General features: G+C 56.7%; 25 protein-coding genes and 1 other annotated feature. Of the genes, 18 read left to right on the top strand and 7 right to left on the bottom strand.

The window, feature by feature from the left end:
- Nucleotides 1-19 precede the first annotated feature (19 nt).
- Complete coding sequence (gene nadR, locus GVO84_RS03330; protein WP_015572616.1) at nucleotides 20-1252, top strand: multifunctional transcriptional regulator/nicotinamide-nucleotide adenylyltransferase/ribosylnicotinamide kinase NadR; 1233 nt, start codon at nucleotides 20-22, stop codon at nucleotides 1250-1252.
- Nucleotides 1253-1317: 65 nt separating this feature from the next.
- Here nadR and GVO84_RS03335 read toward each other — a convergent pair whose 3' ends face one another.
- A complete protein-coding gene (locus GVO84_RS03335) occupies nucleotides 1318-2319 on the bottom strand; it encodes a zinc-binding alcohol dehydrogenase family protein (protein ID WP_121424982.1) in 1002 nt (333 codons plus the stop codon).
- Between the two features lie 108 nt (nucleotides 2320-2427).
- Between GVO84_RS03335 and GVO84_RS03340 the strand changes: the two genes are divergently transcribed.
- The gene (locus tag GVO84_RS03340; RefSeq protein ID WP_121424983.1) at nucleotides 2428-3327 is read left to right on the top strand and encodes a LysR family transcriptional regulator; all 900 of its coding nucleotides are present in this window, start codon (nucleotides 2428-2430) and stop codon (nucleotides 3325-3327) included.
- Nucleotides 3328-3455: 128 nt separating this feature from the next.
- On the opposite strand, the gene ettA is transcribed toward GVO84_RS03340, so the two are convergent.
- The gene (ettA, locus tag GVO84_RS03345; protein ID WP_159515478.1) at nucleotides 3456-5123 is read right to left on the bottom strand and encodes an energy-dependent translational throttle protein EttA; all 1668 of its coding nucleotides are present in this window, start codon (nucleotides 5121-5123) and stop codon (nucleotides 3456-3458) included.
- A gap of 227 nt (nucleotides 5124-5350) precedes the next feature.
- Between ettA and sltY the strand changes: the two genes are divergently transcribed.
- Both sltY and trpR read left to right on the top strand, forming a co-directional pair.
- On the top strand, nucleotides 5351-7288 hold the full coding sequence (sltY, locus tag GVO84_RS03350) for a murein transglycosylase (protein WP_159515479.1): 1938 nt from the start codon (nucleotides 5351-5353) through the stop codon (nucleotides 7286-7288).
- 55 nt (nucleotides 7289-7343) lie between these two features.
- The gene (gene trpR / locus GVO84_RS03355) at nucleotides 7344-7673 is read left to right on the top strand and encodes a trp operon repressor (RefSeq protein WP_010427104.1); all 330 of its coding nucleotides are present in this window, start codon (nucleotides 7344-7346) and stop codon (nucleotides 7671-7673) included.
- A gap of 27 nt (nucleotides 7674-7700) precedes the next feature.
- Here trpR and yjjX read toward each other — a convergent pair whose 3' ends face one another.
- Nucleotides 7701-8216 carry an inosine/xanthosine triphosphatase gene (gene yjjX, locus GVO84_RS03360; protein WP_023334447.1) on the bottom strand — a complete coding sequence of 172 codons (516 nt, stop codon included), beginning with the start codon at nucleotides 8214-8216 and terminating at the stop codon, nucleotides 7701-7703.
- Between the two features lie 51 nt (nucleotides 8217-8267).
- Between yjjX and gpmB the strand changes: the two genes are divergently transcribed.
- Nucleotides 8268-8915, top strand: a complete 648-nt coding sequence (gene gpmB, locus GVO84_RS03365) for a 2,3-diphosphoglycerate-dependent phosphoglycerate mutase GpmB (RefSeq protein WP_008502057.1) — start codon at nucleotides 8268-8270, stop codon at nucleotides 8913-8915.
- Here gpmB and robA read toward each other — a convergent pair.
- Nucleotides 8912-9781 carry an MDR efflux pump AcrAB transcriptional activator RobA gene (robA, locus tag GVO84_RS03370; protein ID WP_159515480.1) on the bottom strand — a complete coding sequence of 290 codons (870 nt, stop codon included), beginning with the start codon at nucleotides 9779-9781 and terminating at the stop codon, nucleotides 8912-8914. The two genes, gpmB and robA, sit on opposite strands and share 4 nt — an antisense overlap.
- Nucleotides 9782-9992: 211 nt before the next feature.
- On the opposite strand from robA, the gene creA reads away from it, so the two are divergent.
- The 4 genes from creA to creD are packed head-to-tail and all read left to right on the top strand — an operon-like array spanning nucleotide 9993 to nucleotide 14000.
- On the top strand, nucleotides 9993-10463 hold the full coding sequence (creA, locus tag GVO84_RS03375; RefSeq protein WP_121424986.1) for a protein CreA: 471 nt from the start codon (nucleotides 9993-9995) through the stop codon (nucleotides 10461-10463).
- Between the two features lie 14 nt (nucleotides 10464-10477).
- A complete protein-coding gene (gene creB / locus GVO84_RS03380) occupies nucleotides 10478-11167 on the top strand; it encodes a two-component system response regulator CreB (protein ID WP_159515481.1) in 690 nt (229 codons plus the stop codon).
- On the top strand, nucleotides 11167-12591 hold the full coding sequence (gene creC, locus GVO84_RS03385; RefSeq protein WP_159515482.1) for a two-component system sensor histidine kinase CreC: 1425 nt from the start codon (nucleotides 11167-11169) through the stop codon (nucleotides 12589-12591). The genes creB and creC overlap by 1 nt, the downstream gene beginning before the upstream one ends.
- A gap of 56 nt (nucleotides 12592-12647) precedes the next feature.
- Complete coding sequence (gene creD, locus GVO84_RS03390) at nucleotides 12648-14000, top strand: cell envelope integrity protein CreD (protein WP_059347196.1); 1353 nt, start codon at nucleotides 12648-12650, stop codon at nucleotides 13998-14000.
- Nucleotides 14001-14046: 46 nt separating this feature from the next.
- Here creD and arcA read toward each other — a convergent pair whose 3' ends face one another.
- Entirely contained in the window at nucleotides 14047-14763 is a 717-nt protein-coding gene (gene arcA / locus GVO84_RS03395; RefSeq protein WP_003856501.1) for a two-component system response regulator ArcA, read from the bottom strand.
- 95 nt (nucleotides 14764-14858) lie between these two features.
- On the opposite strand from arcA, the gene yjjY reads away from it, so the two are divergent.
- The 7 genes from yjjY to GVO84_RS03430 all read left to right on the top strand — a co-directional run bounded on the left by yjjY (nucleotide 14859) and on the right by GVO84_RS03430 (nucleotide 21771).
- Complete coding sequence (yjjY, locus tag GVO84_RS03400; RefSeq protein WP_085928893.1) at nucleotides 14859-14999, top strand: protein YjjY; 141 nt, start codon at nucleotides 14859-14861, stop codon at nucleotides 14997-14999.
- Nucleotides 15000-15398: 399 nt separating this feature from the next.
- Nucleotides 15399-16085 carry a tRNA/rRNA methyltransferase gene (locus GVO84_RS03405; protein WP_029740855.1) on the top strand — a complete coding sequence of 229 codons (687 nt, stop codon included), beginning with the start codon at nucleotides 15399-15401 and terminating at the stop codon, nucleotides 16083-16085.
- Between the two features lie 211 nt (nucleotides 16086-16296).
- A complete protein-coding gene (gene thrL, locus GVO84_RS03410; RefSeq protein WP_015572623.1) occupies nucleotides 16297-16365 on the top strand; it encodes a thr operon leader peptide in 69 nt (22 codons plus the stop codon).
- Nucleotides 16304-16421 (top strand) — a sequence feature (Thr leader region). It overlaps the preceding gene by 62 nt.
- A gap of 24 nt (nucleotides 16422-16445) precedes the next feature.
- Nucleotides 16446-18908 carry a bifunctional aspartate kinase/homoserine dehydrogenase I gene (gene thrA, locus GVO84_RS03415; protein WP_159515483.1) on the top strand — a complete coding sequence of 821 codons (2463 nt, stop codon included), beginning with the start codon at nucleotides 16446-16448 and terminating at the stop codon, nucleotides 18906-18908.
- A 1-nt stretch (nucleotide 18909) separates the two neighbouring features.
- Nucleotides 18910-19839, top strand: a complete 930-nt coding sequence (gene thrB / locus GVO84_RS03420; protein WP_159515484.1) for a homoserine kinase — start codon at nucleotides 18910-18912, stop codon at nucleotides 19837-19839.
- 3 nt (nucleotides 19840-19842) lie between these two features.
- On the top strand, nucleotides 19843-21129 hold the full coding sequence (gene thrC / locus GVO84_RS03425) for a threonine synthase (protein WP_159515485.1): 1287 nt from the start codon (nucleotides 19843-19845) through the stop codon (nucleotides 21127-21129).
- A 339-nt stretch (nucleotides 21130-21468) separates the two neighbouring features.
- Nucleotides 21469-21771 carry a DUF2502 domain-containing protein gene (locus GVO84_RS03430; RefSeq protein WP_159515486.1) on the top strand — a complete coding sequence of 101 codons (303 nt, stop codon included), beginning with the start codon at nucleotides 21469-21471 and terminating at the stop codon, nucleotides 21769-21771.
- 32 nt (nucleotides 21772-21803) lie between these two features.
- Here the strand turns inward: GVO84_RS03430 and yaaA are convergent, their stop codons facing one another.
- Nucleotides 21804-22577: a peroxide stress protein YaaA gene (gene yaaA / locus GVO84_RS03435; RefSeq protein ID WP_159515487.1), complete on the bottom strand. Its 774-nt coding sequence runs from the start codon at nucleotides 22575-22577 to the stop codon at nucleotides 21804-21806.
- Between the two features lie 66 nt (nucleotides 22578-22643).
- Nucleotides 22644-24074: an alanine/glycine:cation symporter family protein gene (locus GVO84_RS03440; protein ID WP_121932470.1), complete on the bottom strand. Its 1431-nt coding sequence runs from the start codon at nucleotides 24072-24074 to the stop codon at nucleotides 22644-22646.
- A gap of 262 nt (nucleotides 24075-24336) precedes the next feature.
- Between GVO84_RS03440 and tal the strand changes: the two genes are divergently transcribed.
- Nucleotides 24337-25290: a transaldolase gene (tal, locus tag GVO84_RS03445; RefSeq protein WP_023334458.1), complete on the top strand. Its 954-nt coding sequence runs from the start codon at nucleotides 24337-24339 to the stop codon at nucleotides 25288-25290.
- A 110-nt stretch (nucleotides 25291-25400) separates the two neighbouring features.
- A complete protein-coding gene (gene mog, locus GVO84_RS03450) occupies nucleotides 25401-25988 on the top strand; it encodes a molybdopterin adenylyltransferase (protein WP_159515488.1) in 588 nt (195 codons plus the stop codon).
- The last annotated feature ends 73 nt before the right edge of the window (nucleotides 25989-26061 follow it).

The following is a 26061-nucleotide window of genomic DNA, read 5'->3' on the forward strand; positions in this document are numbered from 1 at the left end:
GCAGGAGGCACCGTAATTTATGTCATCATTTGACTATATCAAGACCGCAATCCGCCAGAAGGGCTGCACGCTGCAGCAGGTGGCGGATGCCAGCGGCATGACCAAAGGCTACCTGAGCCAGCTGCTGAACGCCAAAATCAAAAGCCCCAGCGCGCAGAAGCTCGAAGCGCTGCACCGCTTTCTGGGGCTGGAATTCCCGCGTATGCAAAAGAACATCGGCGTGGTGTTCGGCAAGTTTTACCCGCTGCATACCGGGCATATCTATCTGATCCAGCGCGCCTGTAGCCAGGTTGACGAGCTGCACATCATTATGGGCTACGACGAAACCCGCGACCGTCAGCTGTTCGAAGACAGCGCCATGTCGCAACAGCCGACCGTGCCGGACCGCCTGCGCTGGCTGCTCCAGACCTTTAAGTATCAGAAAAATATTCGTATTCATGCCTTTAACGAAGAGGGCATGGAGCCGTATCCGCACGGCTGGGACGTGTGGAGCAACGGCATCAAAGCGTTTATGGAAGAGAAGGGCATTGCGCCGAACTGGATCTACACCTCTGAAGAGTCCGACGCGCCGCAGTTCCGCGAGCATCTGGGCATCGAGACGGTGCTGATCGATCCGAAACGCACCTTTATGAACATCAGCGGGGCGCAGATCCGCGAAAACCCGTTCCGCTACTGGGATTACATTCCGACCGAAGTGAAGCCGTTCTTCGTGCGCACGGTAGCTATTCTGGGCGGCGAGTCGAGTGGTAAATCGACGCTGGTCAACAAGCTGGCGAACATCTTCAACACCACCAGCGCGTGGGAGTATGGCCGCGATTATGTCTTCTCGCACCTCGGCGGCGACGAGATGGCACTGCAGTATTCCGACTATGACAAAATTGCGCTCGGACACGCCCAGTACATTGATTTTGCGGTGAAATACGCTAATAAAGTGGCGTTTATCGATACCGATTTCGTCACCACGCAGGCGTTCTGTAAAAAATACGAAGGGCGCGAGCACCCGTTCGTGCAGGCGCTGATTGACGAATACCGCTTTGACCTGGTGATCCTGCTGGAGAACAACACCCCGTGGGTGGCTGACGGCATGCGCAGCCTCGGCAGCTCGGTGGACAGGCGAGAGTTTCAGACCATGCTGGTGGAGATGCTCAATGAGAACAACGTTGAGTTTGTGCATGTGGAAGAGTCGGACTACGACTCCCGTTTCCTGCGCTGCGTCGAGCTGGTGAAGGAGATGATGGGGGAGCAGGGTTAAAGACGGCTCCGTGCTATCCCCTCTCCCCTATGGGGAGAGGGTTAGGGTGAGGGGAAACAAACCACTCAATACTCAACCACCACTTTCCCCCGCATATGCCCCTCCAGCACCTTACGGTGCGCCTCGGTAATGCTTTCCACGCTCAGCCCGTGCAGCGTTTCACTCAGCGAACTTTCCACCACACCGTTATCCACCAGCTTGGCCACCTCATTGAGGATCTCCCCCTGACGCGCCATATCTGCCGTCTGGTACATGCTGCGGGTATACATAAACTCCCAGTGCAGCGCGGCGGATTTGGACTTCAGCTTGTCCTGGTTCAGCGGACGTTCATTCTCAACGATGGAGCAGATATGCCCCTGCGGCGCAATCAGTTCGCTGACCGCATCCCAGTGCCCGTCGGTGTCGTTGAGGATGAAAATATAATCCACAAAGGTGAGCCCGTGTTTCGCCAGCTCGCCTTTCAGGTCACGGTAGTTGACGACCACGTCAGCCCCGCGCTCGCGGCACCACCGGGCGGAATCTTCTCGTGAAGCGGTTGCGATGATTTTCACCTTGCTGTTGTGCTTCGCAAACGGGATCGCCAGCGATCCTACGCCGCCCGCGCCGCCGATGATCAGCAGCGTTTTGTCCGCCCCGGCATCCTGAATGTTCAGCCGTTCAAACAGGCCTTCCCACGCGGTAAGCGCGGTTAAGGGCAGTGCGGCGGCAGCCGCCCAGCCGAGACTGGCAGGCTTGCGCCCGACAATGCGCGCATCGATCAGCTGATGCGTGGTGTTGCTGCCCGGGCGGGTGATATCGCCCGCGTACCATACTTCGTCACCTGGTTTGAATCCGGTGACGCCAGCCCCAACGGCTTTGACGATCCCGCTGGCGTCCCACCCGAGAATGCGCGGATCTTTCAGCCCGCTTTTGGCAATGCCCGCGTGGACTTTGGTATCGACCGGGTTAATGGAAACGGCCTTCACCTCCACCAGCAGATCGTGCTCGCCGGGTTGCGGCATCGGCGGGGTGATTTCAATGAAGGTGGACGGATTTTCTGGGTTAACGGCGATGGCTTTAACAGACATGGTGTGCTCCTCAATGGAATGCGTTTTGTTGAGGCTAGTCTATAAAGTGGACAGCTGCGTGATAAGATGGACAATCAAGAACTCAGCGTTCGTACAGGATGAACAATCATGTTTAAACAGCTGCAGGATATGGCGCTGTTCGCGCTGGTGGCGGAGATGGGCAGCTTTACCGCAGCGGCGCAGAAGGCCGAACTGCCGAAATCCAGCGTTAGCCAGCGAATTAGCCAGCTGGAGCAGCAGGTGGGGATCCGCCTGCTCAACCGCACCACGCGCAGGATCAGCCTCACGTTTGCGGGCGAGCACTATCTGGTGCACTGTCGTGAGATGCTGGCGGCCAGCGAGCGGGCGGAGTATGCCATCCAGCGACTGCGCGAAAACCCGAGCGGGCGGCTGCGGATCACCTGCCCGGCGGGGATAGGGGCGACGCTGCTGGCGCATATGAATGCCGAGTTCCAGCTTCGCTATCCTGACGTTTCGCTGGATGTGTCGATCTCTGATGACGTGGTGGATCTGGTCGAGGCCGGGTTTGACGTGGCGCTGCGTACCGGCAAGCCGCAGGACTCCTCACTGATTGGCCGGATGATCGGACACTGCCCGCGTTATATGCTGGCCTCGCCGGACTATCTGGCGCGTCGGGAGCCGTTAATTCATCCCCGTCAACTGGTGGATCATCGTTGCATTACGCACCGGGCGTGGTCGGAGTGGCTTCTGCGAAGCGAGAGCGAGGATTACCGCTACCTGCCGGATAACGCACACATGACCGATAATCTGGTATACGCCCGCGAGTGTGCGATTGCCGGTGCGGGGATCACGCTCTTACCCGCGTTTCTGCTGGAGGATAAGATCGAAAAAGGTGCGCTGGTTCAGGTGCTGCCGGAGTGGAATGTTGAAGGTAACGATCTGTGGCTGGCCTACCCGAGCCGCAAGCTGAACTCGCCCGCGCTGATGAGCTATATCGAGTTTGCGATGCAGTTCGATGAGGTGAAGCGGTATTACGTGGGCAAATAAAAAAGCCGGGTGGCGGCTTCGCCTTACCCGGCCTACAAAGTGTGCGGCCTGATGCCCTCACCCTGGCCCTCTCCCACGGGGAGAGGGAACAAACATAAAAAACGGCAACCGAAGTTGCCGTTTTGCTTTTATTTCGCAATACGCTTGTACTTAATACGCTTCGGCTCCAGCGCGTCGGCGCCCAGCGTGCGTTTTTTGTACTCTTCGTATTCGGTGAAGTTACCTTCGAAGAACTCCACTTTACCTTCGTCCTGGTAGTCCAGGATGTGGGTCGCGATACGGTCCAGGAACCAGCGGTCGTGCGAGATAACCATCGTGCAGCCCGGGAACTCCAGCAGGGCGTTTTCCAGCGCGCGCAGGGTTTCAATGTCCAGGTCGTTGGTTGGTTCATCGAGCAGCAGAACGTTACCGCCAACCTGCAGCAGCTTCGCCAGGTGCAGACGACCGCGTTCACCGCCGGACAGCTCGCCCACGCGTTTGCCCTGGTCGGTGCCTTTGAAGTTAAAGCGGCCAACGTAGGCGCGGCTTGGCATCTCGGTGTTGCCGATACGCATGATATCCAGACCGCCGGAGACTTCTTCCCACACGGTTTTGCTGTTATCCATCGCGTCACGGAACTGGTCAACGGAGGCCAGCTTCACGGTTTCACCCAGGGTGATAGAGCCGCTGTCAGGCTGTTCCTGACCGGACATCATGCGGAACAGGGTCGATTTACCCGCGCCGTTCGGACCGATGATGCCAACGATAGCGCCTTTCGGTACGGAGAAGCTCAGGTCGTCGATCAGCAGGCGGTCGCCGTAAGACTTGCGCAGGTTGCTGACTTCAACCACTTTATCCCCCAGACGTGCTCCAGGCGGAATAAACAGTTCGTTGGTTTCGTTACGTTTCTGGTATTCGGTGTTGTTCAGCTCTTCGAAGCGTGCCAGACGGGCTTTGCCCTTAGACTGACGGCCTTTCGCGCCCTGACGCACCCATTCCAGCTCTTTCTCAATAGACTTGCGACGCGCCGCTTCCTGGGAAGCTTCCTGCGCCAGACGCTGATCTTTCTGCTCCAGCCAGGAGGAGTAGTTGCCTTCCCACGGAATACCTTCGCCGCGGTCCAGCTCGAGGATCCAGCCAGCGACGTTGTCGAGGAAGTAACGGTCGTGGGTAATCGCCACAACGGTGCCTTCGAAGTCGTGCAGGAAGCGTTCCAGCCACGCCACGGATTCCGCATCCAGGTGGTTAGTCGGTTCGTCGAGCAGCAGCATGTCTGGTTTTTCCAGCAGCAGGCGGCACAGCGCCACGCGACGGCGTTCACCACCGGAGAGGTTAGCGATTTTCGCATCCCAGTCCGGCAGACGCAGGGCGTCAGCCGCGCGCTCCAGCTGCACGTTCAGGTTGTGACCGTCGTGCGCCTGGATGATCTCTTCATACTTGCCCTGCTGCGCGGCCAGCTTGTCGAAGTCCGCATCTGGTTCGGCGTATTTGGCATACACTTCATCCAGACCTTTCAGCGCGTTAACCACTTCGGAAACCGCTTCTTCAACGGATTCGCGAACGGTGTGTTCCGGGTTCAGCTGAGGTTCCTGCGGCAGGTAACCAATCTTGATGCCAGGCTGCGGACGGGCTTCACCTTCGATGTCTGTATCAATCCCGGCCATGATGCGCAGCAGGGTGGACTTACCGGCACCGTTGAGACCCAGAACACCGATTTTTGCGCCCGGGAAGAAGCTCAGCGAGATATTTTTAAGAATATGACGTTTCGGCGGGACAACTTTGCCGACACGATGCATGGTATAAACGAATTGAGCCACGTTGGACTTCGCCTCTTTTATCGTAATGAGAAGGAATTTCAGCCTCGAAGTGTAGCCTTTTTCACGTCCTAATCCCAGCCAGGAACGTCGGGAGTGTTAAAACGCGCAAGAAAGGTAAAAAAGTGTCCATGACGTGGCGCGTTGAAGGATGCCTGGTTAGCATAAGTTAATTAGACTTTGACGTGGCAAGACGCTGCAATTGACGAAAAAACAATGAGGAAGAGCTTGTGGAAAAAGCCAAACGGGTGGTCTGGCGTCTGCTGGCTGCCAGCGTATGCGTAATGGCGGTAAGCCAGGCGGTGCATGCCGATTCACTGGATGAACAACGTAACCGCTACGCCCAGATTAAACAGGCGTGGGACAACAAGCAGATGGATACCGTGCAGGCGCTGATGCCGACGCTAAAGGATTATCCGCTGTATCCGTATCTGGAGTATCGCCAGATAACCGACGATCTGATGAACCAGCCTACCGTCACCGTGAATAACTTCATTCAGGCGAACCCAACCCTGCCGCCTGCCCGAAATCTCCAGTCTCGCTTTGTGAATGAGCTGGCGCGTCGCGAAGACTGGCGCGGACTGCTGGCGTTTAGCCCTGAAAAGCCGAACGCCACCGAAGCCCAGTGTAACTATTACTACGCGAAATGGGCGACCGGCCAGCAGGAAGAGGCCTGGGCCGGGGCGAAAGAGCTCTGGCTGACCGGGAAAAGCCAGCCGAACGCCTGTGATTCCCTGTTCGGCGCATGGCGCGCTTCCGGCAAGCAGGATCCGCTGTCCTACCTCGAGCGTATCCGTCTGGCGATGAAAGCCGGTAACACGCGTCTGGTGACCACGCTGGCGGGGCAGATGCCGTCCGATTATCAGACGATCTCCACCGCGGTTATCTCGCTGGCTAACGATCCAAACAGCGTGCTGACCTTTGCCCGCAGTACGGGCGCGACCGATTTTACCCGCCAGATGGCGGCGGTGGCCTTTGCCAGCGTGGCGCGTGACGATGTGGAAAACGCGCGGCTGATGATCCCGCAACTGGTGCAGGCGCAGCAGCTCAATGAGGAGCAAACCCAGGAGCTGCGCGACATCGTGGCGTGGCGACTGATGGGCACCGATGTGACCGATGAACAGGCGCGCTGGCGTGACGATGCCATTATGCGTTCGAACTCCACGTCGCTGGTGGAACGCCGCGTGCGCATGGCGCTGGGCACGGGAGATCGCCGTGGGCTGAATACCTGGCTCGCGCGCTTGCCAATGGAGGCCAAAGAGAAAGACGAATGGCGCTACTGGCAGGCCGACCTGCTGATGGAGCGCGGTCGTGATGATGAAGCCAAAGAGATCCTACATACGCTGATGCAGCAGCGCGGGTTCTACCCGATGGCCGCCGCGCAGCGTCTGGGCGAGGAGTACACCTTCCGCATTGATAAAGCGCCCGCTAACGCGAACCCGGCGCTGACGCAGGGGCCAGAAATGGCGCGCGTTCGCGAGCTGATGTACTGGAATATGGATAACACCGCGCGCAGCGAGTGGGCGAATCTGGTGACCAGCCGCACCACCGACGAGAAAGCCCAGCTTGCCCGCTATGCGTTTGATAATCACTGGTGGGATCTCAGCGTGCAGGCGACGATCGCCGGCAAGCTCTGGGATCATCTCGAAGAGCGTTTCCCGCTGGCGTATAAAGATCTTTTCGATCGCTATACCAGCGGCAAAGATATCCCGCAAAGCTACGCGATGGCGATCGCCCGTCAGGAGAGCGCCTGGAACCCGAAAGTCCGTTCCCCGGTAGGCGCCAGCGGCCTGATGCAGATTATGCCGGGCACGGCGACGCACACGGTGAAGATGTTTAATATTCCGGGGTACAGCAGCCCGTCACAGCTCCTGGATCCGGATACCAACATCAACATCGGTACCAGCTATCTCCAGTACGTGTATCAGCAGTTCGGCAATAACCGCATCTTCTCTTCGGCGGCGTATAACGCGGGGCCTGGACGCGTGCGTACCTGGCTCGGCAACAGCGCCGGACGCATCGACGCCGTGGCGTTTGTCGAGAGCATCCCGTTCTCGGAAACGCGCGGCTACGTGAAGAACGTGCTGGCCTATGACGCCTACTATCGCTACTTCATGGGGCAGAAAGATACCCTGATGAGCGATGCCGAGTGGCAGAGACGTTACTGATCGGCGCGGGTTGTGTTATGCTGTACTCGCTAATGAGTACAAGAGGCAGCATAACATGACCCAGCATTCCCCGTATTCCTCGGCAATGGCCGAACAACGTCATCAGGAGTGGCTTCGTTTTGTGGAGCTGCTGCGTCAGTCTTACGAGCAGGATTTGCACTTGCCCCTTATGCAGCTGATGCTCACGCCGGACGAGCGTGAGGCGCTGGGTACGCGCGTGCGGATCATTGAAGAGCTGCTGCGCGGCGAGATGAGCCAGCGCGAGCTGAAAAACGAGCTCGGCGCGGGTATCGCAACGATCACCCGCGGCTCGAACAGCCTGAAGTCGGCACCGGTTGAGCTGCGCCAGTGGCTGGAAGCGGTATTGCTGAAAAACGCCGGATGACGGCTACGCCTTATCCGGCCTGGAAACTTACCGATAAATCGCGTTATGGAACGGGCTTAACGCCAGAATCACCGCCTGGTGGTAAACGCCTGAACGCGTCAGCGCGCCTGCGGTAAAGACGCCAATCGCCCCTTCTTTACGACCAATCTCATCGATGCCGGTGTACTGCGACATCACCGGCCCGAGCGCTTCACCCGCACGGACTTTTTCCAGAATGATCTCCGGCAGCGGCAGGGTGGCCGAACGCGCTTCACCGCGCTGCTCGCGGCTTTCGATGACCACCCAGCTAAAGGTTGCTCCCTCGTCGATACCTGCTTCAATCGCTACCCAAAAGTCAGCATTCGGTGCCGCGGCCTTAGCGTTTGCCACGCGATTTCGTGCGCCAGCGCGCGTTTCCTCGCTGCCAAACGGCTGTTCAGGTACGCCGCTCTCGACGCCGATGGCCTCAATATGGCAGGATCCTGCGCCGAAGATCTCGTCAAATGCCCTTAGAATTGCCTGAATTTTGGCAGGATTAGTGGTAGCAGAGACAACATGGTGCATAATTAAGCTCGATTCAAAAAAAAACTCATCGCAGTATAACGGAAAAAAAGCATGTTACAGGTATACCTTGTTCGCCACGGTGAAACGCAGTGGAACGCCGAGCGACGTATTCAAGGCCAGTCAGACAGTCCTCTCACTGAGAAGGGTGTGCAGCAAGCGTGGCAGGTGGCGGAACGCGCCAGAACGCTGGGCATTACCCACGTGATCACCAGCGATTTAGGTCGCACACAGCAGACGGCGCGCATCATCGCAGATGCCTGCGGCTGTGACGTCATGCTTGAGCCGCGCCTGCGCGAGCTGGATATGGGCGTGCTCGAAAAACGCCATATCGATACGCTGACGGAAACGGAAGAGGGCTGGCGCCGCACGCTGGTGAACGGTACCGAAGATGGCCGTATTCCTGAGGGCGAATCCATGCAGGAGCTCAGCGTACGCATGCATGCCGCACTGGCGGAATGCCTGAAGCTTCCGGCGGGAAGCCGTCCGCTGCTGGTGAGTCACGGGATTGCGTTGGGTTGCCTGGTGAGCACCATTCTGGGGTTACCGGCTTACGCTGAGCGCCGTTTGCGTCTGCGCAACTGCTCCATTTCCCGAATTGATTATCAGGAAAGCGCGTGGCTGGCGTCGGGCTGGGTAGTGGAGATGGCAGGGGACATTTCGCATCTTGATGCCCCTGCGCTTGACGAACTGCAGCGTTAACGACGTATCGGAATCAAGAATTCCATACGCAGATTGATTGGGCCTTCTTCCGGTTTGGCATCCTGCGCCGGGTAGTAGCGCTCAATGTCCTGACCCTTACGGCGATTCAGATTCAGCATCGGCATGCAGGTTCCGTAAACGGTCAGGATAAACTCCTGAACCCCCGTTCCCAGCCCTTCATAGGCGAACATCACGTATTCGCCGCCTTCCAGCACAACAGGCTTCGAACCCTGAATGTAGCCATTGGCCATCTCTGGCGTCAGCGCGGTGGTATAGAACACCTCCTGCTCGTCGTCTTTTTCCTGGCTTGGGTGCGTTTCGTTGAGGCCATACAGAATTGGCGGGATCGCCGGTGCGTGGCTCAGGAAGTCGCGCCAGAACTGGACGCGCATCTGATGACGGAACTCAGAAATCTGCTCCAGTGAACAGGAGTAGCTCTGGGTTGTGCCGATCAGATGGGTTTCCGGCAGCGCGACAAACTCATATTTCGGCATCGCGAACTCGCCCAGACGCAGCGGCGGACGCATGCCAAACGAACTCCAGTCAGGCGAGCGACGATAAAGCGCTGGCGTCAACGAGAACTGTTTTTTAAAGGCGCGGGTGAAAGTCTGCTGCGAATCGAAACGATATTGCAGAGCAATATCCAGAATCGGCCGCGCGGTCAGGCGCAGTGCCACCGCAGATTTAGATAAACGACGTGCGCGAATATAGGCCCCGATAGCATGACCGGTGACATCCTTGAACATCCTTTGCAGATGCCACTTGGAATAGCCTGCTTTAGCCGCCACATTATCCAGTGACAAAGGCTGGTCGAGATGACCTTCCAGCCAGGTGAGCAGGTCGCGAATAATTCCAGCCTGATCCATATACTATCCTCATCCTTAAAACAGCAGGTGCCTGATAACAGGTTAGCGGATAATAGCATTTTTTGATGTTTTAGCATTCAGTGTTTTTTTTGCGCATTCATGCTTTTTAGAGCACATTACAGGCAGATATATTCTAATCCTGTGATCTTGCTACATTTTTGTCTAAAGTGTTGAATAATCGCTCAGTGTAATTTTAAAGAATGGTAACAATATGAAATACAAGACTTTGATCTTCACCGCGTTGATGCTGATGGTCGGGCACGCGGCGCAGGCAGAACAGATTGGCTCCGTCGATACCGTGTTCAAAATGTTTGGCCCGGACCACAAAATCGTGGTGGAGGCGTTTGACGATCCGGACGTGAAAAACGTCACCTGCTACGTCAGCCGTGCGAAAACGGGCGGTATCAAAGGCGGGCTGGGGCTGGCGGAAGATACCTCCGATGCGGCGATTTCCTGTCAGCAGGTGGGGCCGGTTGAGTTGAGCGATAAAATTAAAAACGGTAAAGCGCAGGGCGACGTGGTATTCCAGAAACGGACCTCGCTGGTGTTTAAAAAGCTGCAGGTGGTACGTTTCTATGATGCCAAACGCAACACCCTGGCTTACCTCGCCTATTCTGACAAAGTGGTGGAAGGCTCGCCGAAAAACGCCATCAGCGCGGTGCCGATTATGCCGTGGCATTAATTCAGGGATGAACCATGCAACAACCTGTGGTCTGGCTGGTTGAAGACGAAACCAGTATCGCCGATACGCTGATCTACATGCTTCAGCAGGAAGGATTCGCGGTAAAGGCGTTTGAACGCGGTTTACCCGTGCTGGAGGCGGCGCGGCGGCAGGTTCCGGCGCTCGCTATTCTGGACGTCGGGCTGCCGGACATCAGTGGATTTGAGCTTTGCCGCCAGCTGCTGGCGCAGCATCCTTCGCTGCCCGTGCTGTTTCTGACGGCGCGCAGTGATGAGGTAGACAAGCTGCTTGGCCTGGAAATGGGTGCTGATGACTACGTTGCGAAACCCTTCTCACCTCGTGAAGTCTGCGCCCGGGTAAGGACGATTTTACGGCGTATGCAAAAATCCGCCGCGCCATCAGAGACGTTGCGTATCGGGCAGTTTGAACTGAACGAGCCTGCCGCGCGGATTAGCTGGTGCGGGGAAGCACTGCCCCTGACCCGCTATGAATTCTTGCTGCTCAAAACCTTGCTGCAGGCCCCCGGGCGGGTCTTTTCTCGTCAGCAGCTCATGGACAAGGTGTGGGGTGAAGACGGCGACAGCTTCGATCGTACCGTGGACACCCACATCAAAACCCTGCGCGCCAAGCTGCGGGCGGTGAACGAGGAACTTTCACCCATCAGCACCCATCGCGGTATGGGCTACAGTCTGGGTCTTTACTGATGCGCATTGGGATGCGGCTATTGCTGGGGTATTTCCTGATCGTGGCCATCGCCGCGTGGTTTGTGCTGTCAATCTTTGTTCAGGAAGTAAAGCCCGGCGTGCGCAGGGCAACCGAGGGCACGTTGATCGACACCGCGACCCTGCTGGCGGAAATTGGACGTGATGATTTGCTTTCGGGTCATGCGCAGCAGGGTAAACTGGCGCAGGCCTTTTCTCAGCTTCATCAGCGCCCTTTCCGCGCCAATATCGGCGGGATTCATAAAGTGCGTAACGAGTACCACGTCTACATGACCGATGCGCAGGGCAGAGTGGTATTTGATTCCGCCGGTCTGGCCGTGGGGCAAGATTACTCACGCTGGAACGATGTCTGGCTGACGCTTCGCGGCGAATACGGCGCGCGCAGTACCCAGAGCCATCCCGACGATCCGGAGAGCACGGTGATGTATGTTGCCGCGCCGGTTGTGGAGCAGGGCAAGATTATCGGCGTGCTGTCGGTCGGGAAACCTAACAGCGCGATGGCCCCGGTTATCCATCGCAGCGAGCGTCGGATCCTGTGGGCAGGCGGGGCGCTGCTCGGCATTGCCCTGCTGATCGGTCTTCTTGTCGCCTGGTGGATCAATCGTTCTATCAGTACGTTATCGCGCTATGCCGACTCGGTGACCACGGATTCGCCTCTCCCGCTGCCTAATCCTGGCAGCAGCGAACTGCACAAGCTGGCCCTGGCGCTGGAGAATATGCGCATTCGCCTGGAAGGGAAAAACTACATTGAACACTATGTCCATGCGCTGACCCACGAGCTGAAAAGCCCCATTGCCGCCATACGCGGCGCGGCGGAAATTCTCGCCGAGCAGCCGCCGCCGCAGGTGGCCGCGCGGTTTATCGATAATATTCTGGTACAAAACGCGCGCATGCAGTCGCTGGTTGAAAAACTGCTCACCCAGGCGCGGCTGGAAAATCGGGTCGAGATTATGCCTCAGACCGTCCGCGTCGACCTGCTGTTTACGCGTCTTGCCGACGCCCGCTCGGCGGTGCTGGCGGCAAAAGAGATTGGGCTGACCCTCCAGCCCGCTTCGCTTCATGTTGAAGGCGATCCCGACCTGCTCGAGCAGGCGCTCGGTAACTTGCTGGATAACGCTATCGATTTTACGCCGCAGGGTGGCGCCATTGAACTGGCGGCCCGGGAAGAGCAGGGGCAGATACAGCTTCTCGTCACCGACAGCGGAAGCGGGATCCCGGATTACGCGCTGGAGCGTATTTTTGAGCGCTTCTATTCCCTGCCGCGCGAGAACGGGTTGAAGAGCAGCGGACTCGGGCTGGCGTTTGTCCAGGAGGTGGCGCGTCTGCATCAGGGAGAGATTACGTTGCGTAATCGTGATGAAGGCGGCGTGATAGCCACGCTGACGCTTCACCGTCCCTTCACATAGCTTCAAACTGACCCCACACGGCCTGGTTACGCTCTCCTCATCACAAAGGAGACGTAATGATGAAATCCCCCCTGTTCTGGAAAGTAAGCACCCTGCTGGGGTGCATCCTGCTGCTGTTAGTCCCGCTTTTTATGGTCAGTAACCTGATATCAGAGCGGGAGAGCTACCGCAACGATGTCGAAAATACGCTTCGTCAGAGCACCAGCGGACCGCAAAAGCTGGTCGGTCCGATGATTGCGATTCCGATGACGGAGATCTTTTACAAGATAGAGGACGAGAAGAAGGTCGAGTACAAGAAAAGCTATATGCACTTCATCCTGCCGGAATCTCTGGTTGTGGAAGGGAACCAGCGCGTGGAGTCCCGCAATATTGGCATCTACGACGGGCAAATCTGGAACACTGACCTGAAGATAAAAGCGCAGTTTAATACCGAAGAGCTGAAGCAGCTGAAAGGGGAAACGATCGCGACAGGGCAGCCGTTTATCGTGACGGGCGTTGGCGACGCGCGGGGCATTGGCACGGTCAGTATCTCTAAAATCAACGGTGAGACGCTAAGCGTGGAACCCGGCTCAGGCGTCTACGGGGCGCTTGCAGGGATCCACATCCCGCTGACCGACAAAGCGCTGGAAGCCAAAACGTTTGCGCTTGAGATGTCCCTCAGCCTGGCGGGAACCGGCAGTTTTGCGGTGGTACCGGTAGGGCGTAATAGCGAAATGACGCTCAACAGCAACTGGCCGCATCCGGGTTTTATGGGCGATTATCTCCCTGTTAAGCATCAGATTGGTGAGTCCGGTTTCCAGGCGAACTGGCAGAGCAGCTGGTTTGCAAATAACCTTGAAAGCTGGTTCTACGACAAGGAGTCTCCGGAGTGGGAGGCACTCCCGGCCTTTAGCGTCACGGTAGCCACGCCCGCCGATCAGTATCAGCTGACCGACCGTGCGATCAAGTACGCCATTTTGCTGATTGCGCTGACGTTTATGGCCTTCTTTGTCTTCGAAACCTTAACCGGATTACGCCTTCACCCGATGCAGTATCTGCTGGTGGGGCTGTCGCTTGTCCTGTTCTATCTGGTGCTGCTGGCGCTGTCTGAACACGTCGGGTTTACGCCAGCCTGGGTTGTTGCAAGCCTGGTTGGCGCAGCGATGAACGGAATGTACCTGCAGGCCGTGCTGAAAAGCTGGAAGCGCAGCGGGCTGTTTGTGCTGGCGCTACTCGGGCTGGATGTGGTGATGTGGTTCCTGCTGCGCTCGGAGGACAGCGCGCTGCTGTTGGGGTCAGCGGTTCTCGCGCTGGCGCTGTTCGCCGTGATGTACCTGACCCGGCATTTCGACTGGTACTCGCTCTCTCAGCCGAAGCGACCTGAGCCACCCGCCGCACCGGATGACGATACGATGCGGATCTGGAAATAAAAAAAACGGCGCAAATGCGCCGTTTTTTAATGCGTAGACTGCGGGATTACTCCTGCAGATCGCCGCAGAAACGGTACCCTTCGCCGTGGATCGTGGCGATGATTTCCGGCGTATCTGGCGTAGATTCGAAATGCTTACGAATACGACGGATGGTCACGTCTACGGTACGGTCGTGCGGTTTCAGCTCACGGCCGGTCATTTTCTTCAGCAGCTCTGCACGGGACTGAATTTTGCCCGGGTTTTCGCAGAAGTGCAGCATCGCGCGGAATTCACTGCGCGGCAGTTTATACTGCTCACCGTTCGGGCTAATCAGCGAACGGCTATTGATATCAAGTTCCCAGCCGTTGAATTTGTAGCTGTCTACGCTACGACGCTCTTCGCTGACCGTACCCAGGTTCATGGTGCGGGACAGCAGGTTGCGTGCACGAATGGTTAACTCGCGAGGATTGAACGGCTTGGTGATGTAGTCATCCGCACCGATTTCCAGGCCAAGAATTTTATCAACTTCGTTATCACGGCCCGTCAGGAACATTAACGCGACGTTCGCCTGCTCGCGCAGTTCGCGCGCCAGAAGAAGACCGTTTTTGCCCGGCAGGTTAATATCCATGATCACCAGGTTGATATCATTTTCAGAAAGGATCTGATGCATCTCTGCGCCATCGGTCGCTTCAAAGACATCGTAGCCTTCTGCTTCGAAAATGCTCTTTAACGTGTTGCGTGTTACCAACTCGTCTTCAACGATAAGAATGTGCGGGGTCTGCATGTTTGCTACCTAAATTGCCAACTAAATCGAAACAGGAAGTACAAAAGTCCCTGACCTGCCTGATGCATGTCGCAAATTAACATGATCGGCTTAACGTGACTAAAGTACGTAATTGCGTTCTTGATGCACTTTCCATCAACGTCAACAACATCATTAGCTTGGTCTTGGGTACTTTCCCTTTGGACCCGACAGTGTCAAAAACGGCTGTCATCCTAACCATTTTAACAGCAACATAACAGGCTAAGTGACACCAGACACCCAATAAAACTACGCTTCGTTGACATATATCAAGTTCAATTGTAGCACGTTAACAGTTTGATGAAATCATCGTAGCCGAATGCTAGCCTTTGTCACAATTTTTCAATAAACCAACTAGTTGCGGACATTGATTTATAAACGAAGCGAATCCAATCAGAATAGGGTATTCATGTCGCTATTATCATTATAAAACATAGGGATAATAGTGTTCTGTTAACATTCTAACTGATTGTTCAGACAAGGAATAGTTTAGCGTTTTTAATTTGTTATGAAACGCTATTTCGGTGATTTGTGTTGCAATTTTGTAAATTCGCGCTGCGTAATATGTTGAGGCGCATCACATTTCTACCCGCTAACTGATTAAAAAGAGAGCATAAATGCATCTGTCGATTGTACTGGTTGCCCCGGCCAGAGCAGAAAATATAGGCGCTGCCGCGCGTGCCATGAAGACCATGGGTTTTACCGATTTACGTATCGTGGACAGCACGGCCCACCTGGAGCCTGCGGCGCGTTGGGTGGCACATGGTTCAGGCGATATTCTCGATAATATAACCACTTACGCGACGCTTGCTGATGCGCTGCACGACATTTCGTTTACCGTTGCCACCACCGCGCGCAGCCGGGCGAAGTTCCATTACTATGCCACGCCAGCGGAGCTGGTGCCGATGCTGAGCGAGAAAAGCCAGTGGCTGGATAAGGCGGCGCTGGTGTTTGGGCGCGAGGATTCCGGATTAACCAACGAAGAGCTGGAGCTGGCGGACGTTCTTACCGGTGCACCGATGGTAGCCGATTACCCCTCTCTGAATTTAGGCCAGGCGGTTATGGTCTACTGCTATCAATTAGCCTCCCTAATACAAATCCCCCAGCCTCCGGCAGAAGGGGCAAATGAAAATCAGCTGGCTGCGCTGCGGGCACGCGTCGAGCAGCTGTTATCTCAGCTGGGGGTGGCCGACGATCAAAAAATGGCTGACTGGCTGCAGCAGCGGTTGGGGCGTCTTGAGCAGCGGGACACCGCAATGCTGCACCGTTTGCTGCACGATATTGAAAAAAAACTGGCCGAGTAAAATACTGCCATAAGTTTTTACTATGGCGAATAAGTCTGTCCAGAAGGGTTGCACTTGGGCGAATCGGATGAAAATAAATCTGCAAGCAGCGGGACGTGAGAGTCTCCCGAATTGTGATCAAATTAAAAATTCGTTGACTTAAGGTGCCCGATCCTTTAACCCTAAAAGAATACAGCACAGACAGATAATAATTACAGAGTACACAACATCCATGAAACGCATCAGCATCACCACCATTACTACAACCATCATCATTACCACAGGTAACGATGCGGGCTGACGCGTACAGGAAAAACAAAAAAAAGCCCGCACCTAGACAGTGCGGGCTTTTTTTTCGGCTAAAGGAAACGAGGTAGAACCATGCGAGTGTTGAAGTTCGGCGGTACATCAGTGGCAAATGCAGAACGTTTTCTGCGTGTTGCCGATATCCTGGAAAGCAACGCCAGGCAGGGGCAGGTTGCGACCGTGCTCTCTGCCCCGGCAAAAATCACGAACCATCTGGTGGCGATGATTGAAAAAACCATCGGTGGCCAGGATGCACTCCCGAACATCAGCGACGCAGAGCGTATCTTCGCTGACTTACTGCAAGGGCTGGCAGAGGCGCTGCCTGGCTTCCCGCACGCTCAGCTGAAGTCCTTCGTTGAGCAGGAATTCGCGCAAATCAAACACGTCCTGCACGGCATCAGCCTCCTCGGCCAGTGCCCGGACAGCATCAACGCGGCGCTGATCTGCCGGGGCGAAAAACTCTCAATCGCCATCATGGCGGGCGTGCTGGAAGCGCGCGGCCATAGCGTGACCGTAATTGACCCGGTTGAAAAACTGCTGGCGGTGGGCCACTACCTCGAATCCACCGTTGATATTGCCGAATCAACCCGCCGTATCGCCGCGAGCAAAATTCCCGCTGACCACATGATCCTGATGGCAGGCTTCACCGCCGGTAACGAGAAGGGCGAGCTGGTGGTGCTGGGCCGTAACGGCTCCGACTACTCCGCCGCCGTGCTGGCCGCCTGTTTACGCGCGGACTGTTGTGAGATCTGGACCGACGTCGACGGCGTCTATACCTGCGACCCGCGCCAGGTTCCGGACGCCAGGCTGCTCAAGTCGATGTCGTACCAGGAGGCAATGGAGCTTTCCTACTTCGGCGCCAAAGTGCTTCACCCGCGTACCATCTCCCCGATTGCCCAGTTCCAGATCCCCTGCCTGATTAAAAATACCGGTAACCCGCAGGCGCCGGGTACGCTGATTGGCGCGAGTACCGATGAGGACGGTCTGCCGGTGAAAGGCATCTCCAACCTCAACAACATGGCGATGTTCAGCGTCTCCGGTCCGGGGATGAAGGGAATGGTCGGCATGGCGGCGCGCGTGTTTGCGGCCATGTCACGCAACGGTATTTCGGTGGTGCTGATCACCCAGTCCTCTTCCGAGTACAGCATCAGCTTCTGCGTGCCGCAGGCCGACTGCCTGCGCGCCCGCCGCGCGCTGGAGGAAGAGTTCTATCTGGAGCTGAAAGAAGAGCTGCTGGAGCCGCTCTCCATTCAGGAGCGTCTGGCGATCATCTCCGTGGTAGGCGACGGCATGCGCACGCTGCGCGGTATCTCCGCCAAGTTCTTTGCCGCGCTGGCGCGCGCCAATATCAATATCGTGGCGATTGCCCAGGGCTCGTCAGAGCGTTCAATTTCTGTTGTTGTGGACAACGATGACGCCACCACCGGCGTACGCGTGGTTCACCAGATGCTGTTCAACACCGATCAGGTTATCGAGCTGTTCCTGATTGGCGTGGGCGGCGTGGGCGGCGCGCTGCTGGAGCAGGTGAAGCGTCAGCAGGAGTGGCTGAAGAAGAAACATATCGATCTGCGCGTCTGCGGGATTGCCAACTCCAGAGCGCTACTCACCAACGTTCACGGTCTGAACCTGGAGAACTGGCAGGCCGAGATGAACGAGGCGAAAGAGCCTTTCAACCTGGGCCGCCTGATCCGTCTGGTGAAAGAGTACCACCTGCTCAACCCGGTGATCGTCGACTGTACCTCCAACCAGGCGGTGGCCGATCAGTACGCAGACTTCCTGCGCGAAGGTTTCCACGTGGTGACGCCAAACAAAAAGGCCAACACCTCGTCGATGGATTACTATCACCAGCTGCGTCTGGCGGCGAGCAAGTCGCGCCGCAAGTTCCTGTACGACACCAACGTGGGCGCGGGGCTGCCGGTTATCGAGAACCTGCAAAACCTGCTGAACGCGGGCGATGAACTGCAGCGTTTCTCCGGTATTCTCTCCGGCTCGCTGTCGTTTATCTTCGGCAAGCTGGATGAAGGGATGAGCCTGTCGGAAGCGACCCGCGCCGCGCGCGAACTGGGCTATACCGAGCCGGATCCGCGTGACGACCTTTCCGGGATGGACGTGGCGCGCAAGCTGCTGATCCTCGCGCGTGAAACGGGCCGCGAGCTTGAGCTTTCGGATATCGTGATTGAGCCTGTCCTGCCGGCAGAATTTGACAGCAGCGGTGATGTCGCTGCCTTTATGACCAGTTTGCCGCAGCTTGACGACGCTTTTGCCGCGCGCGTTGCGAAAGCCCGTGATGAAGGTAAGGTATTGCGCTATGTTGGCAACATTGAAGAAGATGGCGTGTGCCGGGTGAAGATTGCCGAAGTGGATGGCAACGACCCGCTGTACAAAGTCAAAAACGGCGAGAATGCGTTGGCGTTCTACAGCCACTATTATCAGCCATTGCCGCTGGTGCTTCGCGGCTATGGCGCAGGGAACGATGTTACGGCGGCGGGTGTGTTTGCCGATCTGCTGCGTACCCTGTCATGGAAGTTAGGAGTTTAACATGGTCAAAGTTTATGCCCCGGCTTCCAGCGCGAATATGAGCGTCGGATTTGACGTGCTGGGTGCGGCGGTAACGCCGGTGGATGGTTCGCTGCTGGGCGATACGGTCACGGTGGAAGCGGCAGACAGCTTCAGCCTGAATAACGTGGGCCGCTTCGCCAGCAAACTGCCGTCTGAGCCGCGCGAAAATATCGTCTATCAGTGCTGGGAACGCTTCTGTCAGGAGATCGGCAAAAACGAGCCGGTTGCCATGACGCTGGAAAAAAGCATGCCGATTGGCTCGGGACTGGGTTCCAGCGCCTGCTCGGTTGTCGCCGCGCTGGTGGCGATGAACGAGCACTGCGGCAAGCCGCTGAACAACAATCGCCTGCTGGGGTTAATGGGCGAGTTGGAAGGGCGCATCTCCGGCAGCATTCACTATGACAACGTGGCGCCGTGCTTCCTCGGCGGCATGCAGCTGATGATCGAAGAAAATGGCATCATCAGCCAGCAGGTGCCAGGGTTTGATGAGTGGCTGTGGGTGCTGGCCTATCCGGGCATTAAGGTCTCTACCGCGGAAGCGCGTGCGATCCTGCCCGCGCAGTATCGTCGTCAGGACTGTATCGCCCACGGGCGTCATCTGGCGGGCTTTATTCACGCCTGCTACACCCGTCAGCCGCAGCTGGCGGCGAAGCTGATGAAGGACGTCATTGCCGAGCCGTACCGCACGAAGCTGCTGCCCGGCTTTAACGAGGCGCGACAGGCCTCGATGGATATCGGCGCGCAGGCGTGCGGCATTTCCGGCTCCGGCCCGACGCTGTTCGCCCTGTGCGACAAGCCTGACACCGCGCAGCGCGTGGCGGACTGGCTCTCTAAACACTACCTGCAAAATCAGGAAGGCTTTGTTCATATTTGCCGTCTGGACACGGCTGGCGCACGAGTACTGGGATAATCAATGAAACTCTACAACCTTAAAGATCATAACGAGCAGGTCAGCTTCGCGCAGGCGGTAACTCAGGGGCTGGGCAAAAATCAGGGGCTGTTTTTCCCGCATGACCTGCCGGAATTTCAGCTGACCGACATCGACGAACTGCTGAAGCAGGACTTTGTCACCCGCAGCACCAAAATCCTTTCGGCGTTTATCGGCGACGAAATCCCGCAGGAGCTGCTGGAAGAGCGCGTGCGTGCGGCGTTCGCTTTCCCGGCGCCGGTGAAGCAGGTTGAGCCTGACGTTGGCTGCCTGGAGCTGTTCCACGGCCCAACCCTGGCGTTTAAAGACTTCGGCGGCCGCTTTATGGCGCAGATGCTGACCCACATCAGCGGCGACAAACCGGTGACCATCCTGACCGCGACCTCCGGCGATACCGGTGCGGCGGTGGCGCACGCGTTCTACGGCCTGAAAAACGTCCGCGTGGTGATCCTCTATCCGAAAGGCAAAATCAGCCCGCTGCAGGAAAAACTGTTCTGTACGCTCGGCGGCAACATTGAAACCGTGGCAATTGACGGCGATTTCGATGCCTGCCAGGCGCTGGTCAAGCAGGCCTTCGACGACGAAGAACTGAAGGTGGCTCTGGGCCTGAACTCCGCCAACTCCATCAACATCAGCCGTCTTCTGGCGCAGATCTGCTACTACTTCGAAGCGGTGGCGCAGCTGCCGCAGGAAGCGCGCAACCAGCTGGTGATCTCCGTGCCGAGCGGTAACTTCGGTGACCTGACGGCGGGCCTGCTGGCAAAATCCCTGGGTCTGCCGGTGAAACGCTTTATCGCCGCCACCAACGCCAACGACACCGTGCCGCGCTTCCTGAAAGACGGAAAGTGGGCGCCTAACGCCACGCAGGCAACGCTCTCCAATGCGATGGATGTGTCCCAGCCGAACAACTGGCCGCGCGTGGAAGAGCTGTTCCGTCGTAAGATCTGGCGTCTGGGTGACCTGGGCTACGCTGCGGTGACGGATGAAACCACCAAAGCGACCATGCGCGAGCTGAAGGCGGTGGGGTATACCTCTGAACCGCATGCGGCGATTGCCTACCGCGCGCTGCGCGACCAGCTTAACCCGGGTGAATACGGCCTGTTCCTGGGCACCGCGCATCCGGCGAAGTTCAAAGAGAGCGTGGAAGCGATCCTGGGCGAAACGCTGCCGCTGCCGAAAGAGCTGGCCGAGCGTGCCGACCTGCCGCTGCTGTCTCATGAACTGCCGGCAGATTTTGCCGCGCTGCGTAAGCTGATGATGGCTCGAGCGTGATTTTTGTCGGGTGGCGGCTACGCCTTACCCGACCTACAACGGCTCAGAACGTAGGCCGGGTAAGCGCAGCGTCACCCGGCAATAACGGTACCAATTCGTAGGCCGGGTAAGCGCAGCGCCACCCGGCAATAACGGCACCAACGTGTAGGCCGGGTAAGCACAGCGCCACCCGGCTTTTTTTGTGAAGAAATTAAGGAGAAATAAAGCAGGAAAAAAGCAGAAATTCCCAATAAATGCGGTCACTTAGCGTTTAGGATTGCAGAGAATAACATCCCCCGTTCCCCTCGCGTACTCTCCTTACATCGGCCCACGTTGGGCAAGAAGAATAAGGAGTCACCTGTGTCTACACTGAAACCTGCACTCATCGCGCTTTCACTAATGCTGGTCGCCCCCATGGCGGTTCAGGCATCTGAAATTACCCTCGTACCTGCGGTAAAATTGCAGATTGGCGACCAGGATAACAACGGGCATTACTGGGACGGCGGCCGCTGGCGCGACCATGACTGGTGGAAAGCGCACTATGACTGGCGTGATAACCACTGGCGTCCACATGATGAGCATCGTAAACATGACGATCGCCATGATGACCATCACCACGATGACCACCGTGACGATCGCGGCCCGGACTGGAAACACCATTAATGCAAAACCCCGCCATCTGGCGGGGTTTGTTTTTACTGCTCGTGGCGCTTAAACACCAGCTCGCCTCTCCCCGACGACGCCTCGTCAAAGAAATAGCCTTCGCTGTTAAAGGCGGTCAGCTGCTCCGGCTTCGTCAGGCGGTTCTGGATGATGTAGCGGCTCATCAGGCCGCGCGCTTTCTTGGCGTAGAAGCTGATCACCTTGAACTTACCGTTCTTCTCGTCGAGGAAGACCGGTTTGATAATCTCTGCATCCAGCTTTTTCGGCTTCACGGACTTGTAGTATTCGTCGGATGCCAGGTTAATCACCACGTTATCGCCCTGCGCGCGCAGCGCCGCGTTCAGCTTGTCGGTAATGATATCGCCCCAGAAATGGTACAGGTCTTTGCCTTTGGCGTTTTCCAGGCGAATCCCCATCTCCAGACGATACGGCTGCATCAGGTCCAGCGGGCGCAGTACGCCGTACAGGCCTGACAGCATGCGCAGATGCTGCTGGGCAAAATCGAAATCGGCTTCGCTAAAATCTTCCGCCTGCAGGCCGGTATAGACATCGCCTTTAAACGCCAGAATCGCCTGGCGGGCGTTAGCCGGGGTGAAATCCGGGTGCCACTCGTGAAAGCGGGTCGCGTTAAGATCGGCCAGCTTGTCGCTGATGCTCATCAGCGAGGCGATTTGCGGCGCAGAGAGCTTACGCGCTTCGCGGATCAGCTGCTGTGAGTAGTCCAGCAGTTCAGGCTGGGTATAGCGCTCGGTGGCGAGCGGGCTCTGGTAGTCGAGCGTTTTTGCAGGTGAAATCAGAATCAGCATATCCAGTCCTTGCAGGAAATTTAGAGCGACTTTAGCAAAAAATCGCCCTGAATTGATCGATAGCTGTTATTGCCGCGGCAAATCATCCCACGTGCCGGGGGCAAGCTGCGCCTTAATGTCGGGATAGCGGGCGGGATCAAATACCGGCGGAACGCCGAGTTTGCGCTGACGCAGATAGTCTCTGGCAATCAGGGTCACAACCGGCGAGAGCAGCAGGATCGCCGTGAGGTTCGTGATCGCCATCAGCGCCATAATGATATCGGCCAACTGCCAGACCAGCGGCATACTGAGCAGGGAGCCTGCTATCACCATCAGTATGACCCCCAGGCGCAGGGTTCCGATTGCAGCGCGGGAGTCGAGCTTCAGGAAAATAAGGTTATTTTCGGCGTAGAGGTAATTCACCACAATCGAGCTGAAGGCAAATAGGATCAGGATTAGCGAGACAAACCCTGCGCCCCAGCCGCCGGTCAGGTTCACCAGCGCCTGCTGGAGAAGCTGTATCCCGGCGGTTCCTGAGGAATGCGGTACGGGGCCTGCCAGCAGCAAAATCATGGCGCTGGCGGAACAGATGATAATGGTATCGGTAAAGACGCCAATCATCTGCACAATGCCCTGTGCGGCCGGGTGCGGCGGCCAGGAAGAGGCGGCGGCTGCCGCGTTGGGGGTTGATCCCATACCGGCTTCATTGGAGAACATTCCCCGCTGAAAACCCGCCATCAGCGCCTGGCTGAAGGTGTAGCCCAGCGCCCCGGAGGCCACCTCGCGCCAGCCAAACGCGCTTTTGACGATGGTCGCAATCACGCCCGGCACCAGGTCGATATGCAGTGCGGCGACGAACAGACTCGCGGCAACCCAGAGCAGCGCCATAATGGGAACCAGCCACTGCATCAGGCGGGCGATGCCCTTAAGACCGGCAGAAATGGTGAGCAGAACGACGAGGGCTAAAGCAATACCGGCGACCCACTCCGGGCAGGAGAAGGCGTAGCTCAGGGCATTGGCGACAGAATTTGCCTGGACGGTATTAAAAATAAGACCGTACGCGAGCAGTAAAAAAAGCGAGAACAGGACGCCCATCCAGCGCATCCCTAAGCCACGCGCCATGTACCAGGCAGGACCACCGCGAAACTGGCCGTTTTTATCTTTCTCTTTATAAAGCTGGGCGAGCGAACTTTCGGCGAAGGAGGTGGCCATCCCGAGTAGCGCCGTTACCCACATCCAGAAGACCGCGCCTGGCCCACCGGCGCTGATGGCCAGCGCAACGCCCGCCAGATTGCCGCTGCCGAGTCGTGCCGCCAGGCTGGTACAGAGGGCCTGGAACGACGTTAATCCACCCGGCTGGGGCGTAACGCTGTTTTTCAGACTTCTGCCAAACTTGCGAATATAACGAAACTGGATAAACCCACTGCGTAGCGTAAACCAAATACCTGCTCCCAGAAGCAGGTAAATCATTATCGAACCCCAGAGAACTTCGTTAATAAAGAAAAAGAAATCAGGCATTAACGTCCCTCTTGTTGATGCCAAAATGAATATGTAAGCGCTACCACTGATTGGGCATGCTGTTGCTTAGCAGCCTGTTAATCTTCCGAGTTTACCATACTCTGCCTAAGCGCACTGTCTGCGGTTGCGCTACCCCTCCGTCGTGTTATCATCAGGGCAGACCGGTTACATCCCCCTAACAAGTAAACCTGTCATTTTTCCGCTGCAGGCATGCTGTCGGTAGCGTGAATTATCCAGGGCACGTTAAAAGAGAAACACTATCATGACGGATAAATTGACCTCCCTTCGTCAGTTCACCACTGTCGTAGCTGACACCGGAGATATCGCGGCAATGAAGCTGTACCAGCCGCAGGATGCCACAACTAACCCTTCTCTGATCCTTAACGCCGCACAGATCCCTGAGTATCGCAAACTGATTGACGACGCAGTGACCTGGGCGAAAGCACAGAGCAACGACCGCGCGCAGCAGGTTGTGGATGCCACCGACAAGCTGGCAGTGAATATCGGTCTGGAAATCCTGAAACTGGTTCCTGGCCGTATCTCTACCGAAGTGGATGCGCGTCTCTCCTACGACACCGAAGCGTCTATCGCCAAAGCGAAACGTCTGATCAAAATGTACAACGACGCTGGCATCAGCAACGACCGTATCCTGATCAAACTGGCTTCCACCTGGCAGGGTATCCGCGCGGCAGAGCAGCTGGAAAAAGACGGCATCAACTGTAACCTGACCCTGCTGTTCTCCTTCGCGCAGGCACGTGCATGTGCAGAAGCAGGCGTATACCTGATTTCTCCGTTCGTGGGCCGTATTCTGGACTGGTACAAAGCCAACACCGATAAGAAAGAGTACGCACCTGCTGAAGATCCAGGCGTGGTTTCTGTTACTGAAATCTACGAATACTACAAACAGCACGGCTATGAGACCGTGGTTATGGGCGCAAGCTTCCGTAACGTCGGTGAAATCATCGAGCTGGCTGGCTGTGACCGCCTGACCATCGCGCCTGCACTGCTGAAAGAGCTGGCTGAAAGCGAAGGTACTCTGGAGCGTAAACTGTCCTACACCGGTGAAGTGAAAGCACGCCCAGAGCGCATCACTGAATCCGAGTTCCTGTGGCAGCACAACCAGGATCCAATGGCTGTAGACAAACTGGCGGACGGTATCCGTAAGTTTGCTGTTGACCAGGGCAAACTGGAAAAAATGATCGGCGACCTGCTGTAATCATTCTGCGTGACCGGGCTCCCGGTCACGCGTCTTACCCCCGCCTCTGTCTGAATTTCCTCTCTGCGTGTATCATTCCCTTTAATCAGTACTCTTTGAATGGAATGGATATGAATACCTTACGCATCGGCCTAGTGTCGATTTCTGACCGCGCCTCCAGCGGTGTTTACCAGGATAAAGGCATCCCCGCTCTGGAAGAGTGGCTTGGCAGCGCGCTGACCACCCCGTTCGAGATCCAGACCCGCCTGATCCCGGACGAGCAGCCGACCATCGAGCAGACCCTGTGTGAGCTGGTGGATGAGATGAGCTGTCACCTTGTTCTGACAACGGGCGGAACCGGCCCCGCGCGCCGCGACGTGACGCCGGACGCAACGCTGGCGATTGCCGATCGTGAAATGCCGGGCTTCGGCGAGCAGATGCGCCAGATAAGTCTACACTTTGTCCCGACGGCCATTCTCTCCCGCCAGGTGGGAGTGATCCGCAAGCAGGCGTTGATTCTGAACCTGCCGGGGCAGCCGAAGTCGATCAAAGAGACGCTGGAAGGGCTGAAGGCGGAAGATGGCAGCGTCATCGTTCACGGCATCTTTGCAAGTGTACCGTATTGTATACAGCTTCTTGACGGTCCGTATGTGGAAACTGATGAGAAAGTGGTAGCAGCTTTTCGTCCGAAAAACGCACGTCGCGAAACAATCTCCTGAAATTAACTAATATGTGACATTAGCTGAAGCGGCGATAGCGTGGTAACGCTTTTACGGTATAGTAATTTTTTCT

This window comes from Enterobacter sp. SM3, assembly GCF_009811935.2.
Lineage (GTDB): Bacteria > Pseudomonadota > Gammaproteobacteria > Enterobacterales > Enterobacteriaceae > Enterobacter > Enterobacter asburiae_D.

What these genes read in the sequence shown, in the direction of transcription:
- creC (WP_159515482.1), top strand. Translation starts at nt 11,167, where the DNA reads ATGCGCATTGGGATGCGGCTATTGCTGGGGTATTTCCTGATCGTGGCC.
- thrC (WP_159515485.1), top strand. Translation starts at nt 19,843, where the DNA reads ATGAAACTCTACAACCTTAAAGATCATAACGAGCAGGTCAGCTTCGCG.
- creA (WP_121424986.1), top strand. Translation starts at nt 9,993, where the DNA reads ATGAAATACAAGACTTTGATCTTCACCGCGTTGATGCTGATGGTCGGG.
- thrB (WP_159515484.1), top strand. Translation starts at nt 18,910, where the DNA reads ATGGTCAAAGTTTATGCCCCGGCTTCCAGCGCGAATATGAGCGTCGGA.
- GVO84_RS03335 (WP_121424982.1), bottom strand. Translation starts at nt 2,319, where the DNA reads ATGTCTGTTAAAGCCATCGCCGTTAACCCAGAAAATCCGTCCACCTTC.
- arcA (WP_003856501.1), bottom strand. Translation starts at nt 14,763, where the DNA reads ATGCAGACCCCGCACATTCTTATCGTTGAAGACGAGTTGGTAACACGC.
- GVO84_RS03340 (WP_121424983.1), top strand. Translation starts at nt 2,428, where the DNA reads ATGTTTAAACAGCTGCAGGATATGGCGCTGTTCGCGCTGGTGGCGGAG.
- gpmB (WP_008502057.1), top strand. Translation starts at nt 8,268, where the DNA reads ATGTTACAGGTATACCTTGTTCGCCACGGTGAAACGCAGTGGAACGCC.
- creD (WP_059347196.1), top strand. Translation starts at nt 12,648, where the DNA reads ATGATGAAATCCCCCCTGTTCTGGAAAGTAAGCACCCTGCTGGGGTGC.
- creB (WP_159515481.1), top strand. Translation starts at nt 10,478, where the DNA reads ATGCAACAACCTGTGGTCTGGCTGGTTGAAGACGAAACCAGTATCGCC.
- GVO84_RS03440 (WP_121932470.1), bottom strand. Translation starts at nt 24,074, where the DNA reads ATGCCTGATTTCTTTTTCTTTATTAACGAAGTTCTCTGGGGTTCGATA.
- yaaA (WP_159515487.1), bottom strand. Translation starts at nt 22,577, where the DNA reads ATGCTGATTCTGATTTCACCTGCAAAAACGCTCGACTACCAGAGCCCG.
- thrA (WP_159515483.1), top strand. Translation starts at nt 16,446, where the DNA reads ATGCGAGTGTTGAAGTTCGGCGGTACATCAGTGGCAAATGCAGAACGT.
- GVO84_RS03405 (WP_029740855.1), top strand. Translation starts at nt 15,399, where the DNA reads ATGCATCTGTCGATTGTACTGGTTGCCCCGGCCAGAGCAGAAAATATA.
- robA (WP_159515480.1), bottom strand. Translation starts at nt 9,781, where the DNA reads ATGGATCAGGCTGGAATTATTCGCGACCTGCTCACCTGGCTGGAAGGT.
- trpR (WP_010427104.1), top strand. Translation starts at nt 7,344, where the DNA reads ATGACCCAGCATTCCCCGTATTCCTCGGCAATGGCCGAACAACGTCAT.
- yjjX (WP_023334447.1), bottom strand. Translation starts at nt 8,216, where the DNA reads ATGCACCATGTTGTCTCTGCTACCACTAATCCTGCCAAAATTCAGGCA.
- nadR (WP_015572616.1), top strand. Translation starts at nt 20, where the DNA reads ATGTCATCATTTGACTATATCAAGACCGCAATCCGCCAGAAGGGCTGC.
- tal (WP_023334458.1), top strand. Translation starts at nt 24,337, where the DNA reads ATGACGGATAAATTGACCTCCCTTCGTCAGTTCACCACTGTCGTAGCT.
- mog (WP_159515488.1), top strand. Translation starts at nt 25,401, where the DNA reads ATGAATACCTTACGCATCGGCCTAGTGTCGATTTCTGACCGCGCCTCC.